15 protein-coding genes are annotated in these 16,620 nt (G+C 72.2%); 8 read left to right on the top strand and 7 right to left on the bottom strand.

What is annotated here, in order from left to right; all coding sequences use genetic code 11:
• Window positions 1-267 precede the first annotated feature (267 nt).
• Window positions 268-954, top strand: a complete 687-nt coding sequence (locus tag HHX30_RS14435) for a neutral zinc metallopeptidase (protein WP_169982425.1) — start codon at window positions 268-270, stop codon at window positions 952-954.
• On the opposite strand, the gene folP is transcribed toward HHX30_RS14435, so the two are convergent.
• Both folP and HHX30_RS14425 read right to left on the bottom strand, forming a co-directional pair.
• Entirely contained in the window at window positions 947-1,858 is a 912-nt protein-coding gene (folP, locus tag HHX30_RS14430) for a dihydropteroate synthase (protein ID WP_249350015.1), read from the bottom strand. The genes HHX30_RS14435 and folP overlap by 8 nt on opposite strands.
• An 88-nt stretch (window positions 1,859-1,946) precedes the next feature.
• Window positions 1,947-2,816, bottom strand: coding sequence for a LysR family transcriptional regulator (locus tag HHX30_RS14425; protein ID WP_169982424.1), 870 nt, complete (start codon window positions 2,814-2,816; stop codon window positions 1,947-1,949).
• Between the two features lie 1,360 nt (window positions 2,817-4,176).
• Here HHX30_RS14425 and HHX30_RS14420 point away from each other — a divergent pair.
• Entirely contained in the window at window positions 4,177-5,097 is a 921-nt protein-coding gene (locus HHX30_RS14420; protein WP_311922387.1) for a neutral zinc metallopeptidase, read from the top strand.
• A 516-nt stretch (window positions 5,098-5,613) separates the two neighbouring features.
• A complete protein-coding gene (locus HHX30_RS14415) occupies window positions 5,614-6,984 on the top strand; it encodes an LCP family protein (protein ID WP_311922385.1) in 1,371 nt (456 codons plus the stop codon).
• Window positions 6,985-7,073: 89 nt separating this feature from the next.
• Here the strand turns inward: HHX30_RS14415 and HHX30_RS14410 are convergent, their stop codons facing one another.
• Window positions 7,074-7,616: a GNAT family N-acetyltransferase gene (locus HHX30_RS14410; protein ID WP_311922384.1), complete on the bottom strand. Its 543-nt coding sequence runs from the start codon at window positions 7,614-7,616 to the stop codon at window positions 7,074-7,076.
• A gap of 370 nt (window positions 7,617-7,986) precedes the next feature.
• Between HHX30_RS14410 and HHX30_RS14405 the strand changes: the two genes are divergently transcribed.
• The 3 genes from HHX30_RS14405 (at window position 7,987) to HHX30_RS14395 (ending at window position 10,241) form a co-directional block, all read left to right on the top strand.
• Complete coding sequence (locus HHX30_RS14405; protein WP_169982421.1) at window positions 7,987-9,348, top strand: S8 family serine peptidase; 1,362 nt, start codon at window positions 7,987-7,989, stop codon at window positions 9,346-9,348.
• 78 nt (window positions 9,349-9,426) lie between these two features.
• Window positions 9,427-9,678, top strand: coding sequence for a hypothetical protein (locus HHX30_RS14400; protein ID WP_311922382.1), 252 nt, complete (start codon window positions 9,427-9,429; stop codon window positions 9,676-9,678).
• On the top strand, window positions 9,675-10,241 hold the full coding sequence (locus tag HHX30_RS14395; RefSeq protein WP_169982420.1) for an AAA family ATPase: 567 nt from the start codon (window positions 9,675-9,677) through the stop codon (window positions 10,239-10,241). The genes HHX30_RS14400 and HHX30_RS14395 overlap by 4 nt, the downstream gene beginning before the upstream one ends.
• On the opposite strand, the gene HHX30_RS14390 is transcribed toward HHX30_RS14395, so the two are convergent.
• Window positions 10,238-10,825 (bottom strand): TetR/AcrR family transcriptional regulator, encoded by a 588-nt coding sequence (locus HHX30_RS14390; RefSeq protein ID WP_169982419.1) that lies wholly within the window; start codon window positions 10,823-10,825, stop codon window positions 10,238-10,240. The two genes, HHX30_RS14395 and HHX30_RS14390, sit on opposite strands and share 4 nt — an antisense overlap.
• A gap of 84 nt (window positions 10,826-10,909) precedes the next feature.
• On the opposite strand from HHX30_RS14390, the gene HHX30_RS14385 reads away from it, so the two are divergent.
• Window positions 10,910-11,872 (top strand): zinc-binding dehydrogenase, encoded by a 963-nt coding sequence (locus HHX30_RS14385; protein ID WP_169982418.1) that lies wholly within the window; start codon window positions 10,910-10,912, stop codon window positions 11,870-11,872.
• A 25-nt stretch (window positions 11,873-11,897) separates the two neighbouring features.
• Here HHX30_RS14385 and HHX30_RS14380 read toward each other — a convergent pair whose 3' ends face one another.
• Both HHX30_RS14380 and HHX30_RS14375 read right to left on the bottom strand, forming a co-directional pair.
• Window positions 11,898-12,494 carry an HD domain-containing protein gene (locus HHX30_RS14380; RefSeq protein ID WP_169982417.1) on the bottom strand — a complete coding sequence of 199 codons (597 nt, stop codon included), beginning with the start codon at window positions 12,492-12,494 and terminating at the stop codon, window positions 11,898-11,900.
• Between the two features lie 48 nt (window positions 12,495-12,542).
• Entirely contained in the window at window positions 12,543-13,307 is a 765-nt protein-coding gene (locus tag HHX30_RS14375) for an ion transporter (protein WP_169982416.1), read from the bottom strand.
• 176 nt (window positions 13,308-13,483) lie between these two features.
• Here HHX30_RS14375 and HHX30_RS40615 point away from each other — a divergent pair, with 176 nt between their 5' ends.
• Window positions 13,484-15,340 (top strand): serine/threonine-protein kinase, encoded by a 1,857-nt coding sequence (locus tag HHX30_RS40615; RefSeq protein ID WP_211591994.1) that lies wholly within the window; start codon window positions 13,484-13,486, stop codon window positions 15,338-15,340.
• Between the two features lie 2 nt (window positions 15,341-15,342).
• Here the strand turns inward: HHX30_RS40615 and HHX30_RS14365 are convergent, their stop codons facing one another.
• Window positions 15,343-16,494, bottom strand: a complete 1,152-nt coding sequence (locus HHX30_RS14365) for an ROK family protein (RefSeq protein ID WP_169982415.1) — start codon at window positions 16,492-16,494, stop codon at window positions 15,343-15,345.
• Window positions 16,495-16,620 lie beyond the last annotated feature (126 nt).

Here is a 16,620-nt window from a genome sequence, read left to right as displayed (position 1 = left end):
CGTGCGGACCCTCTGACGCCGGCGACCTGAGCCCCCTCTGGTGGGATCTTCACGTCGCCGGTCACAGCTACCATTTGCCCTACAATGCGACGCCATCCCCCTTTGATCCTCGCCTGTCTCCTTGCGACGGCCTGCACCGCCGATCCCACCGCCCGGGCGACCCCCATGCCGGCCGCACCGTCGACCGAGACGCTCCGGTCGCCGGCGGCTGCCCCACCCTCGCCCTCATCCTCGGCGACGTCCGGACCCCGGCTGGTTTCCGTGCCCATGGGTGAGAGCGCCGCCCTCGAAAGCCCGATCTACGCGGCGCCGCGTACGAGCGCGCGCTGCGAGTTGCCGGCGATCAAGCCGGACCACTGGGGCTCGATGAAGAGGTACCTCGCTTCGACGTCGGCCTGCCTGGACCGCGTCTGGACGCGCGAGTTCGCCGCGGTGCGGGTCTTCTACTCCCCGCCCCGGCGCAGGTACATCCGGCACCGCACGCGCGATCCCCAGTGCGGGATGATGCCCGCCAAGGGCGCCGCCGGCACCTACTGCCCGCTCACCTCGACCTATTACATCCTCGTGCCCGGGGACACCATCGGACCGTGGGGGGCGGCGTGGGCGGCGCAGCTGATCGCCCACGAATACGGGCATCACGTGCAGTACATGACGAACATCCTCGACTACGCGGACTTCCGGTCCGAAGGCGCCGCCAAACGAGCGATCGACCTCGCCAGCCGGCGGCTCGAACTCCAGGCCGAGTGCTTGTCCGGAGTGGCGCTCAGGGCAGCGCGCGGCGAACTGCCACCGTTGACACAGTTCCAGGACCTCTACACCGGCCGGCTTCCCGCACAGTGGGTGCGTGACCACGGCCGCCTGAGCACACAGCGGCACTGGTTCGAGCAGGGATGGCGCAGCGGCAGGCCCGCCGCGTGTGACACCTGGTCGGGACCGGAGCGCGAGGTCAACTGACCTCCGCCTCGGCGCCGTTTCGCGAGCCCGGCGCGCCGCCGAGGCGGGAGACCACCGCGAGAGCCGTACGGGCGCTTGCCGCGTCGTGCACGCGGAACACCCGGGCACCCTGCAGCGCCGACACGGCGAGCGTGGCCAGCGTGCCGGCGTGGCGATCCTCCACGGGCAGGCCGCCCAGGGTCTCCCCGACGAAGTCCTTGTTGGAGACGGCCACCAGCACCGGCCACCCCGTGGCCGTCAGCTCGCCGAGCCGCCTGCTGACCTCCAGCGAGTGCCATGTGTTCTTGCCGAAGTCGTGAGCCGGGTCGACCAGGATCGCGTCGCGGCGGACCCCCGCCGCGACCGCGCGCTCCGCGAGGTCCGTCGTGTACGCGATCACGTCGGCCACCACGTCGGCGTACGCGATGCGGTGGGGCCGGGTGCGCGGCTCCACCCGCCCGGCGTGCGCGCACACCAGGCCGATGCCGTACGCCGCGGCGACCTCGGCGAGCTCGGGGTCCACGCCGCCCCAGGTGTCGTTGAGCAGGTCGGCCCCGGCCTCCGCGACGACCTTGGCGACCTCCGATCGCCAGGTGTCGACACTGATGATCACGCCGGGGTGCCGTTCACGCACCGCGGTGACGACCTCGGCCACGCGGCGTATCTCCTCGGCCGGGTCGACCTCCGTGCCGGGACCGGCCTTCACGCCGCCGATGTCCACGATGTCCGCCCCTTCCTCGACGAGGCGGGAGGCGGCGTCCACCGCGGCGGAGAAGGCGTAGGTCGATCCCCTGTCGTAGAAGGAGTCGGGGGTCCGGTTGACCACGGCCATGACAGCGAAGTCGCCGGGACCGAAGGCACGGCCGCGCAGGCGCAGGACGGGCGAAGGGCCGGGCGCCTCTGCGGGCATCGGCGTAGTGGGCATCGCCCGCCAGCGTACTAGGTGCGCGTCGTCCGATCCGTGCCCGCGGGAAGCTCACGGCCGTGGAACGCTCCAAACCGCGGGCAGATGGTCATGCCGCGGAGCCGCCCTCGGCCAGGGCCACGAAGTCCTGCGCCATCGCGGGCAGCCGCCGCCGGGCGTGCACGACCGCGATGATCTTCCGGAGCGAGGGATCGAGCGATCGGACCACCAGGCCGGCCCTGGCCGCCTGCTCGGCCATGCTCCGGTACCACAGCAGCGAGGCCCGCCCCTCCCGTACGGCCCGCAGCCAGCCCCGGCGCTCGTCGGACTCGACGGCGGGGATCGGGCGGACGCCGTACGTGGCGAAGATCTGGTCGAACTCCCTGCGGCGCGGGCTGCCGGGGGCGGGCAGCACCAGCCGCATGCCGTTCAGCCGGGCCACGGGGACGGGGTCGGGCAGGTCGAGGCCGGGCGGGGAGATCAGCACGATCTCCTGGCGTTCGAGCGGGTGGCTCACCAGGTCCGTGGGCACCGGGAGATCGGTCAGCCCGAGATCGGCGCGCTGCTCGCGGACCGCGCTGACCACCCCCTCCCGGCCCTCGCACCGCACGATGTGCACCCGGATGCCGGGATGCTCGGCGGCGTAGGCGGGCAGCAGGCGCCCGGCGAGGCCGGGCTCCAGGCTCGGTGTGGACGCGATCCGCAGTTCGGCGCCGGAGGAGTTGCCCTGCGTCGCGAAGGCCTCGATCTCGGCCACCGCGTCGAGGGCCTCGCGGGCCAGCTTCACGACCCGGCGTCCCTGGGCCGTCACGACGACCCCGCGGCCCGAGCGCGCGAAAAGCGTCATTCCGAGTTCGCGTTCCAGGTCGCGAATCGCGCGGGACAGGGCGGGCTGCGCGATATAGAGCGATCTGGCGGCATCGGTCATGGTGCGGTGCTCCGCAGTGGCGACCACGTAACGGAGCTGCTGCAGATTCATGCGAAAAACGCTAGGGCAGACGAGCCCGGCGATTCCGGAACATCGCAGAGATCACGCCGCTCGATTACCCATCGTGCCCGACATCTGCTACATCCGTGATGGATGAGATTTCAGTATTCTTTTGCCCCAAATCCACAAAGGGGGCAATGTCGTGGCGCAGCAGTACCCTCCCCAGGAGCAGCCCGGGGGGAGTTCTCCCTATTCAGGGCCACCGTTTCCGCCGCCCGAGGCTGTGCCCGGCTCGCCGGACGGAGCGCACTCCCCCGGCGCGGCCCCGGGACCGTACGGCCCGCCCGCCTGGGGCGGCGCGAGCGGCGCGAGCGGCGCGGGCGGCGCGGGCGGCGCGGGCGGCGCGGGCGGCGCGGGCGGCCCGGAGGGCGCGGGCGGCCCGCAGCCCGGGCCCGGAGCATGGAACGAGCCGTCCGGATGGCCTCCATCTCCAGGAGGGCAGCCCGGGCGGCCGGGTGGCCCCGGCCCCTACCCCGGCGCGGCTCCCTATCCGCCGCCCCCGCAGCAGCAGAGCGGTCCCCATGCGCCCGGGACGCATCCTCAGGGACCGGCCGCGTACCAGAACGGCCCGTCCCACGGCGGTCCCCAAGTTCACGGTGGGCAGGTCCACGGCGGGCAGGTTTACGGGGGGCAGGTTTACGGGGGGCAGGTTTACGGGGGGCAGCAGCCCTACCCGCAGGCCGCGCCGCCCCCCGGCCACGGCGCTCACCCGGCGGCCCCGGCGCAGGGCGGCGTCCATCCGCAGAACGGTCCTCAGCCGGGCGCGACGCCGTACCAGCCCGGAGCTCAGCACCAGGGCGGCGCGCAGCGGTACCCGCAGACCCCGGCGTGGCCGGGCGCGACGGGTGAGGGCCCGCACGCACAGGCACACGCCCAGTCCCCCTCCGCCTACGCGCCCCCGCCGTCCCCCGCCGCGCCGGCCGGTTCTCCGTACGACCCGGCGAACGGAGCCCCGGGTCATCCGGGCGGCCAGGCGTACGCGCCGGGCGGGCCCGCGTACCCGGCGAACGGCCGTTTCCAGGCTCCGCCGGGGAACCCGGGGGCCCCCGCCCCGCCACAGCCCCCGCCGCCCGCGGGAACCCCGGCCTGGGGAACGCCACCCCAGCCGGCACCGCCCGCGCCGCAGGGCATGCCGTTCCCGCCGGCGCCGCCGCAGGGACCTCAGGCACCGCCGCAGGGGCCCGGATGGGCGCCACAGCAGGGGGCGCCGCAGGGGCCGCCCCAGGGGCCGGGATGGGCACCGCAGCCTCCGCCTCCCCCGCGCGGGCCGGCCGCGCCCTACCCTCCGCCCGCCTGGCGCCCGCCCCGCCGCAGGTCCGGCGCGGGGGCGGTCGTCGGCGCGCTGATAGGCGTGCTCGCGGTCGTGTTCGTGCTCGTCGTGGTGGTGAGCGCACTGGCGGGCCTGTCGGACCACGAGGAGACGGTCTCGCCCGTCGCGCTTCCGACCCTCACCCTCTCGCCGTTCCCGTCGCACAAGGACACCACGGACGCGGAACCGACCCACAAGCCCACGACGCAGCCCACGACACAACCCACGACGCGGCCGACCCCGGTGCTCAACCGCACGACGAAGAACAACAGCCTCTACCGGGCCGGGTCGCCGGCGAAGACGAACTGCCGGGCCGGAAACGCCAGCATCTACAACCACGCCCAGTTCAAGGCGCTGATCCTCAGGACCGGCACGTGCATGGGCAAGGCGTGGGCGCCGGCGCTGCAGCGGGCCGGGATCGAGTGGAGCCCGCCGAAGTACATGATCGCGGCCCGCAAGGGCAGGGGCGCCTGCGGCGACTATCCCGCCCCCGGCAGCAACGTCCCGTACTACTGCCCGAGCAACAGCACGATCTACGCCTCCACCTCGGCGATGGCGAGGGAGTACGGCCCGCTCGGGTCGTGGAACGGGATCATCATCAGCATGATGGCGCACGAGTACGGCCACCACATCCAAAGCATCTCGGGCATCTCCGACTCCTGGTGGCGGCAGACGCTCGACTCCACCTCGCGCAGCGGCCGGCTGGCCCTGAGCCGCCGGCACGAACTGCAGGCGACGTGTTTCGGCGGCATGTTCATGCGGTCGGTCGCCGCCTCGTATCCGATCGACACCACCCGGCGCAACACGCTCCTGTGGGCGTACGGCCACCTGGGCGACCCGCCGGGAGGGCCGCGCGACCACGGGAACACGCGCAGCAACGCCGCGTGGTTCCGCCAGGGGTACACCCGCCCGATGACCTACCAGTGCAACACCTGGGTCGTCGGGTCCGCGGCCGTGTCGTGATCACCGGCTTGATGATCTACGTCTACCTTGTCCGGATATGGGAGTTAGAATCCCTAGCCACGGCTTCGGAGGAGAGAGCGGTGAACCATGCGAGGCGGGGGTCCCGCTGACGACACCGGGGGTCCCCGGGAGGGTCGGCGCCCAGGTCAGCCCGGTGGAGACACAGGTCAGCCCGGCGGAGACACAAGTCAGCCCCGCGAAGACGCTGGTCAGCCCGGTGCGAATACGGGTCGGCCCGGTGGAGACGCAGCTCAGCCCCACGCGGAGGCGAGCAGGCCCGGCGGCGGCACGGATCAGCGTGGCGGGACCGGGAGCGACGGGGGACCCACGGGCTCGCCACGCGCGGCCTCCGCGCGCGGCGGGGCGGCGCGTTTCAGTCCCCCGCTGACCACCGCCTCCCTGATCGGCTGGACGGCGCTGTCGGCCGTCCTCCCCGGGGCGGCCCACCTGCGTGCGGGCAACCGCCGCACCGGGATCGCTCTGCTGGCGACGTTCGGCGTCGTACTGGTCGCCCTGGTGGTCCTGGTCCTGAACCTGAAGGACAACGCGGGCGTGGCGCTGCGCGGCAGCACGCTGACCGCCGTCATGGTCGGCGCGGCCGTGTGCGCGCTCGCCTGGTTCACGCTCGTGCTGCTGTCCTTCATCGCCCTGCGCCCGCAGCGCCTGCACCAGACCGGGCAGGTGGTGTCCGGCATCGTCGCGGGCGTGCTGTGCGTGGCGGTGATGGCGCCGTTCGCCTTCACCGCGAACACGATCAGGACGGCCAACCAGTTACTCGACGACGTCCTGGCTCCGGTGGACGACGGCTCGACTCCCGCCCCCGTACGCGCCGAGGATCCGTGGAACGGCCGCAAGCGGGTGAACTTCCTGCTGGTCGGCGGCGACGCCGCGGGCAACCGGGTCGGGGTGCGCACCGACTCGATGACCGTGGCCAGCGTGAACATCGCCACCGGCAACACGGTCCTGTTCAGCCTGCCGCGCAACCTCCAGTACGTCCGCTTCCCCCCGAGCAGCCCCCTGCGCAAGGTGTTCCCCAACGGCTTCAACGACGAGGGCCAGGGCCTGCTCAACTCCGTCTGGTACTACGCCGACAACAACCCCCAGGTCATGGGAGGCAAGAACCGGGGCGCGCAGGCGCTGAAGGACGCCATCGGCTACACCCTGGGCCTGCACATCGACTACTACGCGATGGTCGACATGTACGGCTTCGCGGCTCTGATCGACGCGGTCGGCGGGCTCAAGATCCGAGTCGAGCAGGACGTCAAGTGGGGCGGCAAGTTCGGCACCGCCGGCACCATCAAGGCCGGTTACCGCACGTTGAACGGCGAGGAGGTGCTCTGGTACGGCCGCTCGCGGGTCGACACCGACGACTTCTCCCGCATGGGCCGCCAGCGCTGCGTCATCGGCGCGCTCGCCCAGCAGGTGACCCCGGCCACGGTGCTCGCGAACTTCAACAGGATCGCGGCGGCGGCCCGGCACATGTTCCGCACCGACATCCCCCGCGACCTGCTCGAGCATCTCGTCCCCCTCGGCATGAAGGTCAGGAACGCCAAGATCACCAGCCTCCAGTTCGTGCCGCCGCTCATCTACACCGGCAACCCGGACTGGGCCAAGATCAGGAAGCTGACCCTGGAGGCGATCCGCGAGTCGATGACCGACCGGGGCGCCGTCGCGGCCACCGCGTCGCCCATGACCTCCGCGGGATCGGCGTCGTCCGCGACGCCCTCCGGTTCGCCCTCGGGGTCCATGTCGCCGTCCGTGTCGCCGTCCGCCTCGCCGAGCCCGTCGGCCTCGCGCACGCCGGTCCTCGCCGGGGCGAGCCCTCGCGCCACCCCCACTCCCAACGACAAGCCGGCCAAGAGCCTGTCGGAGCTGTGCGGCTTCTGAGCCGGAGCTGCTGAGGGGGCGTCACGCACGTTGACGTCCCTTCCGTCGCCTGCGCTCGGGATGGCGTGCCGGTCAAGGGCTCTTCGGGGCTACGGCCGAGGCCGGGCGAACGATCCGGGCTCGTCGGCCGGGGGCCGCAGGCCGAGCCACTGCTCGGCGTCCCAGGCCTGGAACCGCTCGACCTCGGTGAATCCCAGCTTCGCCGCGAGGCGCATCGAGCCGACGTTGGCGCTTTGGGTGGTGAGCACCATCGGCTCGCCGGGAAGGGCGGCGTCAAACCAGTCGAGTGCCGCCGCGCACGCCTCGGCGGCGTACCCGTGCCCCCAGGCCTTCGGCAGGAACAGGTAACCGAGATCGGCCTTCCCCACGGCAGCCGGGCGACGGTGCCCGGTTGCTCTCCTGAGCAGGATCTGGCCGATCATCGCCCCGTCGAGCTCGACGACGAAACTCCCGGGCCATCGCTCGGGCACCTCGGGCATCTCACGCTCAAGCTCGTCACGCGGGCGGGGACCGCCGAGGTAGGTGTGCACCTCCGGCGAGGCGAGCAGCTCGATGAACGTTGTACGGTCCCGCGCCTCGGGCTCGCGGAGCACGAGCCGCTCGGTCCGGATCGGCTCAGGCGGCCACGCCACATTTCCTAGATCCGACATGCGCGCAAGCCAACCAACCCTGTAGGACGACGCTCAACTTGGGCATCGACGCGTGGCTCACCGGCCGGGCCATGAGCGGGCGGGGTTCGGATCGGCACACGTCGGGTCCGGTCAGGTCCGCCGCCATGACGAGGCCGGTCCACGGGTCGGGCGGCGGGGACACCGCATCCGCCATCGGCCGATACACCCGGGATGCGGAGCCGGCCGGCGGGTCGCCCCGCCAGAGCTTCTGATCGGCGCGACACCGGAAGGTTTTCCGTGAAGGCGTGGACGCGGCCTCCCGGATGCAGCAAGGTGGTCACGTAACGTATCCGCCCAGTCACCATCCGCCGAGTAACGGAGTGGACTCGTCGTGCGCGTACTCATCCAGTTGCGTCCGTCCCCCGACCTGGTCGCCGCGGTCGCCGACCCGTCGGTTTCGTCGATGGCGTCGGACGTGGCCGACGGCCTGCCCGGGGTCGTCCTCGACCAGTCGTACGCACCCGTGGCCGTGCCCCGCCCGATGCCCGCCTCCCCCGGCGGGGATCCGCTGTCGCTCAACCAGCCACTGATCTTCTCCATGGCGCCCCAGGACGCCTCGGTCGTGGTCCGCGGGGAGATCGCCGACGACGAGGTCACCAGCAGGATCGCCCTCCTGCCGGCGACCCGCCGCGACGTGGTCGCGGTGTACGCCGACCCGGCGATCGAGACCACGCTCACCTGTGCGGGCGACCCGGCCGTCGGCGACTGGCACGACGTCGAACGGCTGCTGCGCGTGCCCGACCTGACGTCCGAGGGGCTGGACGGCTCCGGCGTCCCCCTCGCCGTCATCGACACGGGCATCAACGCGGCGTACGTCAAGGCGGCCCGCGGCCACGATGTGACGGTCGACCACGAGCGGAGCTGGAACCCCGCGAGCGTCTCCGGGACCCCGGGGGACTTCCCGGTCGACCACGGCACGATGTGCGCCTTCGACGCGCTCATCGCCGCGCCCAAGGCGTCGCTCGTGGACGTGCCCGTCCTGCTGTCGCGGCGGCAGGGCGGCTCGACGCTCGACGGCCTGCTGTCCGACGCGATCGCGGCGTACGCCCACCTGCGCGAGGTCCTCGACGCCCAGCCGGCCGAGTCGCGGGCACTGGTGGTGACCAACAGCTGGGGATCCTTCTCTCCGCGCTGGGACTTCCCGCCCGGCCACCCCGGCAACTACTCCGACAACCCCGCCCATCCGTTCAACCTGATCGTCGGCAGCCTGGCCGAGGCGGGGGCGGACATCCTGTTCGCCGCGGGCAACTGCGGGACGCAGTGCCGCGACAGCAGGTGCGCCTTCCCCGACCGGCCCATCGTCGGGGCCAACTCCCATCCCCGCGCGCTGTCGATCGGCGGGATCGACACCGCGGGGACGCGGGTGGGCTACTCCTCGCAGGGTCCCGGGCGGCTGACGGCGCGCAAGCCGGACGTCTGCGCCTACACGCACTTCGCCGGCTCCGGCGCGCTCGGCGACGGCGAGCCCGACTCGGGCACCTCGGCCGCCTGCCCCGTCGCGGCCGGGCTGGTCGCCGCCGTGCGCTCCCGCTGGCCCGCCAGCGTGCTGCCGCCCGCCCAGCTCCGGACCCTGCTGCGCCGGACGGCCGATGATCGCAGTGCCGTAGGGTATGACCACGACTACGGGTACGGCGTGGTGGACGCCGCCGGCATCATCGCCGCGCTGCGCCGCCGCGCCGCCAAGGCGGCCTGAAAGCACAGCGCCGCCAAGGCGGCCTGGGGCGGCCGCGCCGCCCGGCGTCGAGACGCCCACCAAGGGGAGGCGGGGCCGGTGGCAGAGGTGCTCATCACCGTGCGGCTTCCCGCGCCCGCGACGCTGGAGGCCGCGATGCGGCGGCTCGACCTCGCCGAGGACGAGGTCGACACCGCGTACGGCCTGGTGCCGGTCGATCCGGACAGGGGCCTGTACGTCCTGCGGGTGACGGAGGACGCCGGACGGCGCGTCGGCGACTCGGGCGCCGGGGCGGCGGACGGCGGACCCTACTCCGATCCGCCCATCGAGCCCTACGGCCCGCCGCGATGACCGCTCCCGTCTGGGTGGTGTCCGGTCCGCCGGGCGCGGGCAAGTCGACCGTCTGCGATCTGCTGCTGGCCCGCCTGGATCCCGTGCCCGCCCTGCTCGACAAGGACACGATGTACGGCGGCTTCGTCGAGGCCACCCTCGCGGCGCACGGCAGGCCGTCCGGCGAGCGTGAGGGGCCGTGGTACGACGATCACGTCAAGCGGCACGAGTACGCCGGCATGACGGCGACGGCCAGGGAGATCCGCTCCCACGGCTGCCCGGTGATGCTCGGCGGGCCGTTCACCTCCCAGGTGCACGACGCGGCGCTCTGGCACGCGTGGGTGGAGGCGCTGGGCGGCCCCGAGGTGCGCCTGGTCTGGATCCGCTCCGACGGCCCCACGCTGCGTGAGCGGCTGGTCCGCCGGGGTCTCCCCAGGGACGGGCAGAAGCTGGACAGGTTCGCCGAATACCTGCGTGCCATCCGCGTGGACGAGCCGCCTGCCGTGCCGTACCACGAGATCGACAACCGCCTCGGCGCCCCGCCGCTCGCCGGCCAGATCGACCGGCTGCTGACGAGGACCTAGGCGGTTTCCGGCCGGTGGGCGTGGAACGCCTGGATCACCAGCGCGGCGAAGCGCCGGGCAGCCGTGACCCGGGCGGCGGTGGAGGTGGCGGCGATGCCCCTGTTGGCCATGAGCATGAGGATCAGGTCGTCCAGGACGAAGTCGGGGCGCAGGTGGCCGGTGTCCTTGGCGCGGCGGGCGAGCTCGGCGAGCGAGTCAAACGTGTGCCGCCGCGTCGCGGCGACGTCCGTCGCGCCGGGGAAGGCCGACATGAAGGCGCCGGTGAAGCCTCCGTTGCGGGCGTGCAGCTCACAGACCCTCTCGATCACACGGCAGAAGCCGTGCCACGGATCTGGGTCGGCACATCCCTCCTCGACGATGGCGTGGCACGCGCGCACCTCGTCGGCGAAGGCTTCGGCGACCAGCATCTGCTTGGTCGGGAAACGGCGGTAGACGGTGGCGGGGCCGACTCCGGCCCGCCGGGCGATCTCACGCATGGAAGCGTTCAGACCTTCGGCGGCGAACAGCGCGCGGGCCGCCTCGAGGATGCGCTCCCGGTTGTTCAGGGCGTCGGCACGCAGGATGTGAGGCAAACGGTCACTCACCGCTCTCACTTTAGCCAAGCGGACGGCGGCGGCCGTTAGCGTCCGGGCCATTCCCCCGACCGATCCCAGAATCTGGAGACGACATTGAAGGCAGTCGCGATCCAGGCGTTCGGCAGCCCCGAAGGCATGGAAGTCATCGACCTCCCTGCCCCGGCTGCCGCCGCCGGACAGGTGCTGATCGCCACCGAGGCGATCGGCGTGGGCGGCGTCGACGCCGTGATCCGACGCGGGGCTCTGTCTGCCTACGGCTTCGCTGAAGGCCATGTCCCCGGCGGTGAGGTGGCGGGCACCGTGACCGCCGTCGGCGACGGCGTCGACATCTCATGGATCGGACAGCGGGTGTGGGCGTTCACCGGCGTGGGCGGCGGCTACGTCGAACAGGCGACCGCTCCAGTCGGGGAGGTCCTTCCCCTCCCCTCGGGCCTGTCCGCCGTCGACGCGGTGACGCTCGGCGGCTCAGGGGTGGTGGCCCACTTCGCGCTCGCCCATGCGCGTTTCGCTCCCGGTGAGTCGGTGCTGGTGCGCGGCGCGGCCGGCAGCATCGGCATCACGGCGGTCCAGCTCGCGGCTCGTGGCGGCGCCGGCGCGGTGGCGGTCACGACGTCGTCGGCCGAGCGCGGGGATCGTCTTCGCACGCTCGGCGCGACCCACGTGCTGGACCGCTCGGGGGAGGGAGACGAGGACGCTCCCGTGGGCTACGACGTCGTCATCGACGTCGTAGCGGGCGCCGACATGCCTGCTTTCCTCGCCAGGCTCAACCCGAACGGCCGCATGGTGGTCGTCGGCGTGGTCGGAGGCCCGCCTCCGGCGGACTTCGGGACGACGATGATGGCGGCGTTCCGCAAGTCGTTGTCGTTCGCCACCTTCAGCGCCGACACCGTGGCCGGGTCCGCTCGGCAGGCCGTGAGAACCGAGCAGTTCGCCGCCGCGAGCCGGGGCGAGCTGCGGACGGTGGTACACGAGGTGCTGCCGCTGGAGCACGCCGTGCTGGCGCACCGGAAGATGGACGCCGGCGAGGTGTTCGGCAGGATCGTGCTGACGCCGTAGCCCTCGCGGCTCACGCCGTCGCCGGTCACACGATCTCGTGCCCGTACGCCGCGGCGAGCGGCCGCAGGTCGGGGACGCCGAAGGCCGCGCACATCGACGCGAACGTCTCGGCCTTGTCCTCGCCGTACCGGCGGACGTGGACCGCGTAGGCCTCGGCGGTGACGAATCTCGGCGGGTCGGTCTTGCTGTGGAACTTGTCCGCGAACATCACGAGCCCTTCCTCGGCCGACTCCGCGTGATAGTCGGCGGGAGGCAGCGGCAGGCCCTGTCGCAGCACGTCCTCCCTGCTGATCCCCACACCCGTGTGGTGAGAGCAGAACCGGCTCAGGATCTCGGGCAAGCCCTCCCCGCGGAGCAGTTCGTGGCCGAGGATCCCGTGGCGTACGTAACCGGTGTGGTCGAGCCGTCCGTCCTCGTCGTAGAGCAGGTAGACGCCGATGTCGTGCAGCAGGCTTCCGGCCCGCACCAACTCGGCGTCGACGTCGAGTCCGCCGCGGTCGGCCAGTCGCAGGGCGATCGCGCAGACGATCTCGCAGTGGGTGTGCACGAGCTCGAACGCTTCCTCCGTGGGCGCGTGTTTCGCGTGCAGTGCGCGGATCTCAGCGTCCGTCGGAAGCCGCATGCGGCGGAGTCTAGCAAGCGACGATCATGGTCAATCGGATTCCCGCCGTCAGGAGGGCACCCGTTCGCCCAGGCTCTCGCGCAGGCCCCTGATCTCCTCGCGCAGGGCCGACAGCTCGGCGAGCGTCGAGCTGTCCTGCCTCGCCTCCTCCTCCATGGCGCTCACCACGACCGCGATGAAGAGGTTCAGCACGACGAAGGTGCAGACCAGCACGAACACGACGAAGTAGATCCACGACGAGGGATGGGTCTCCATCAGCTCGCGGTTGATCTCCGACCAGCCGTCCCCCGTCATGACCTGGAACAACGTGTACAGCGACGTGGGCAGATCGCCGAAGTAGTCGGGCGCGGCGGCGCCGTACAACTTGGTGCCCATGACGGCGGCGACGTACAGGACGAGGCCGAGCAGGACGACGATCGAGGTCATCCCGGGGACGGCGGTGAGCAGCGCGGAGACCACCCGGCGCAGCGACGGCACCACCGAGATCAACCGCAGCGCCCGCAGGACGCGCAGGGCCCGCAGCACCGACAGGCCGCCCGCGGTGGGCAGGAACGAGAAGCCGATGATCAGCAGGTCGAAGACGTTCCAGGGGTCACGCAGGAACCGCCACCGGTAGACGTAGATCTTGGCCAGGATCTCCGCCACGAAGACGTACAGCGCGACGTGGTCGGCGACGTGCAGTTCCGTGCCGTACCGGGCGACCGCCTCGGCGGAGGTCTCGACGCCCAGCGTGGCCGCGTTGAAGAGGATCACCACAGTGATCGCCTGCTGGAACCGCCGCGACTCGATCAGGCGGCGGACACGTTCACGCACGAAGGACTCCTGGGGGGCCACGGAAGATCGACAAGAGCCTAGTGCCCCCGTCGGACAATTCCGCTCCGGTCGCCCAGATCCCCCGGCCGTGGCCGGCCCGATCGAGCGCCTGGGCGGGACGGGTGCTTTCGCTACTCTGGCCCGCAGAGCCGTGATCGCGATGGATGAGGGGCTGCATGGCCGAAAGTCCGTTACGTGCCGGAGACCCCGAACGGCTGGGTGACTACCGCCTCGTGGGCCGACTGGGGGAAGGCGGCCAGGGTGTGGTGTATCTCGGCGAAACCCCGGCCGGGGAGAGGGTGGCGGTGAAGGTCGTGCGGGTGCGGCCGTCCATCGGCGTTCCCACGTCCTTCGCCAGGGAACTGGCCGCGGCACGCCAGGTGGCGGAGTTCTGCACGGCGCGGATCATCGACGCCAGGCTGGACGCCGACCCGCCCTACATCGTGAGCGAGTTCGTCGACGGCCCATCGCTCCAGCAGGTGATCGAGAGCGGCGGGCCGCTCATGGGCGCGGTGCTGCATCGCCTGGCCATCGGCACCATCACCGCCTTGGCTGCCGTCCATGGAGCGGGGGTGGTGCACCGCGACTTCAAGCCGAGCAACGTGCTGGTCGGCCCCGACGGGCCACGTGTCATCGACTTCGGCATCGCCCGGCTGGTCGACGCCTCGACCACCACCGGCCTCCCAGCCGGTACGCCGCCGTATATGGCGCCCGAGCACTTCCACGGCGACCGGATCGGGCCTCCGGCGGACGTGTTCGCCTGGGGCTCCACCATCACGTACGCGGCCACGGGGGCGCCGCCGTTCGGCCGGGACACGCCCGCGGCCATCGCCTACCGCATCGTGCAGGGCGACCCCGTCCTCGGTGACCTGACGGGCGGGCTGCGCGATCTGGTGACACGCTGCCTGGACAAGGACCCGGCGCGACGGCCGACCGCCCGCGAGGTCCTCCTGAGCCTCCTGGACGACGTGCCGTCCTCCGGCGGGGACGTCGCGGCGCTCCAGATGGGCCGGCAGGCGGCGATCGAACAGGCCCCCGATCTCCTCGCGCCGGGGGCGACGGGCGGCGGGGAGCACCGGCTCCCCCGCCGGGCGCTGCTGGCCGGCGCGGGAGCGGTGGTCGCGGCCCTCGCGGGCACCTGGATCGCGGTCACCCGCCTGCCCGGCGGGACCGGAGCCGGCGGCGCCGTGCCGTTCGGGTCGAGGTCAGGGGCGTCGCCCGTGCCGACGGCCTCCGGCTCCTCCTCCCTCACCGCGGCTTCGGGCGGACCCACCGTGAGCGTCTCCGCCTCCCCGGACTCCACGGCCGGCGGGGTCGCTTCGCCGCCGGTGACCCCGGCCCGTGCGTCCGTGCCGTCCCCGGTCGCGGCTCCCGGGACTCCGGCCGAGCTGGGCGCGGCGATCGACGCCGCCGTCACGGCCACTCCTTCCGCGAGGTTCGCTTGCTCGGGGGCGTTCAGCGAGAGCGACACCTACCTGGGGGCCGACGGCCGATTCACCCATGATCCCGCACGCCTGTACTACGGCGGCTCCTACGACATGCGCGTCACCTATCCGGAAAGCGAGCGGAAACGCGTCGTCGTCATCGCTGACGACGTCCACCTTCCGAACGGCAAGAAGCTGCCGCTGGATCTCGACCCGCAGGGGCCGGCCGCCCATGAGCACGACAGCGCGGCGGCGGGCGCAGCGCTCTTCATCCTCGTCGGCTCGATCCCCACGATCCTGACCCTTGTCGGCGCCACCCCGAGGGTCTACCGCTCCGGGAAGGACGGCAGGACGTACTCGGGCGGTGTCCAGGTCGCGGACGCCGATTACGTGCTGCGCGACTTCCTCGCGAGCTGGCTGAGCCCGGCGCGGGGTCTGGACAGGTCCCGCATCTCGTACATCCTGACGCTCGACCAGGAGGACCTGCCGGTCAGGTTCGTGTTCACCTGGAAGGCGTCCCTGCCGCGGCGGGGACTGAACTCGTCGTCCTTCACGACGACCTACCGTGAGTGGGGCCCGACCCGGGCGATCGCCGCCCCGGCTTCCTGAAATCAGCGGGCGGCGGCGTCCACGGCTCGTGCCGACAGGACCTGGTCGAGGACCATGAGAGCGCAGCCGGTGATGCCCGCGCCGGGCCCGAGGCGGCCGCGCTCGATGCGCAGGCTGCGGGTGGCGAGCTGGGTGGAGCGCCGGTAGACGACCTCGCGCACGCCGGACACCAGCGGCTGGAACATCTCGGCGACGTCGCCGCCGAGGACCACGACCGCGGGGTTGAGCAGGTTGACCGCACCGGAGATGACCTCGCCCAGCCAGCGGCCGGCCTGCCGCACCACGGCCATGGTCTCCGCGTCGCCGGCCCGCACCAGGGCGGTCACGTCGGCGAGCGACGTCACGTCGCGGCCCTTGGCCCGCAGGTCGCGCAGGATCGCGGTGCCGCTGGCGACCGAGTCGACGCAGTCGAGGTTGCCGCAGCGGCACAGCACGCCCCCGCCGTCCCGCACCGGGATGTGCCCGATCTCCCCGGCCGCGCCGAGCGCGCCGCGCAGGATGCCGCCGCCGGAGATCACGCCCGCGCCGATGCGGGTGGAGACCTTCACGAACAGCAGGTCGTCGAGTTCGGAGGCGTAGACGACGCGGTGCTCGCCCATCGCGATGACGTTCACGTCGTTGTCCACGAGCACCGGCACGCGGAACCGCTCGGCGATGATCGGCGGGATCACCACGCCGGTCCAGCTCGCCATCACGCGGGCGCTCTCGACCCGCCCGGCGGCGAACTCCACGGTCGCCGGAACACCGAGCCCGATGCCGACGACGTCGTCCCGCCCGTCGAGCAGCTTCTCCCAGGTGTCCATGAGCAGGGGCAGCACGACGTCCGGCCCCTCCTCGACGTCGATGTCCAGGTCGGTGCGGTGCAGCACCTCGCCCGCGAGGTCGCACAGCGCGATCTGGGTGCGCCGGGCGCCGAGCGAGGCCACCGGGACGACTCCCCCGGAGGCGGCGAAGCGCAGCCGCACGGGCGGACGGCCCCCGGTGGAGGGCCCTTCGGCGTCCTCCACGATCAGCCCGCGCTGGAGCAGGTCGGCGACGCGGTGCGCGACGGCCGGCCGGGACAGGCCCGTCACACGGCCGATGTCGGCACGCGTCACCGCCTCCCCGCTCCGGATGAGCTGGAAGACCTCGCCGGTCGTGGCTATACGTGACATCGAGCGTAAGTGAAGCACAGGAACTCACCTAAGTTCAACGACTTATTCATTTCGAGTTACAAAACTAGGCTTGATAAGTCGCATAACTTCCCGATACTGTCCCATCCGTGCCCAATCGACACCTGG

This window comes from Microbispora sp. H10836 (genome assembly GCF_012999525.1).
Lineage (GTDB): Bacteria > Actinomycetota > Actinomycetes > Streptosporangiales > Streptosporangiaceae > Microbispora.
This window is presented reverse-complemented; position numbering and strand designations above follow the sequence as displayed.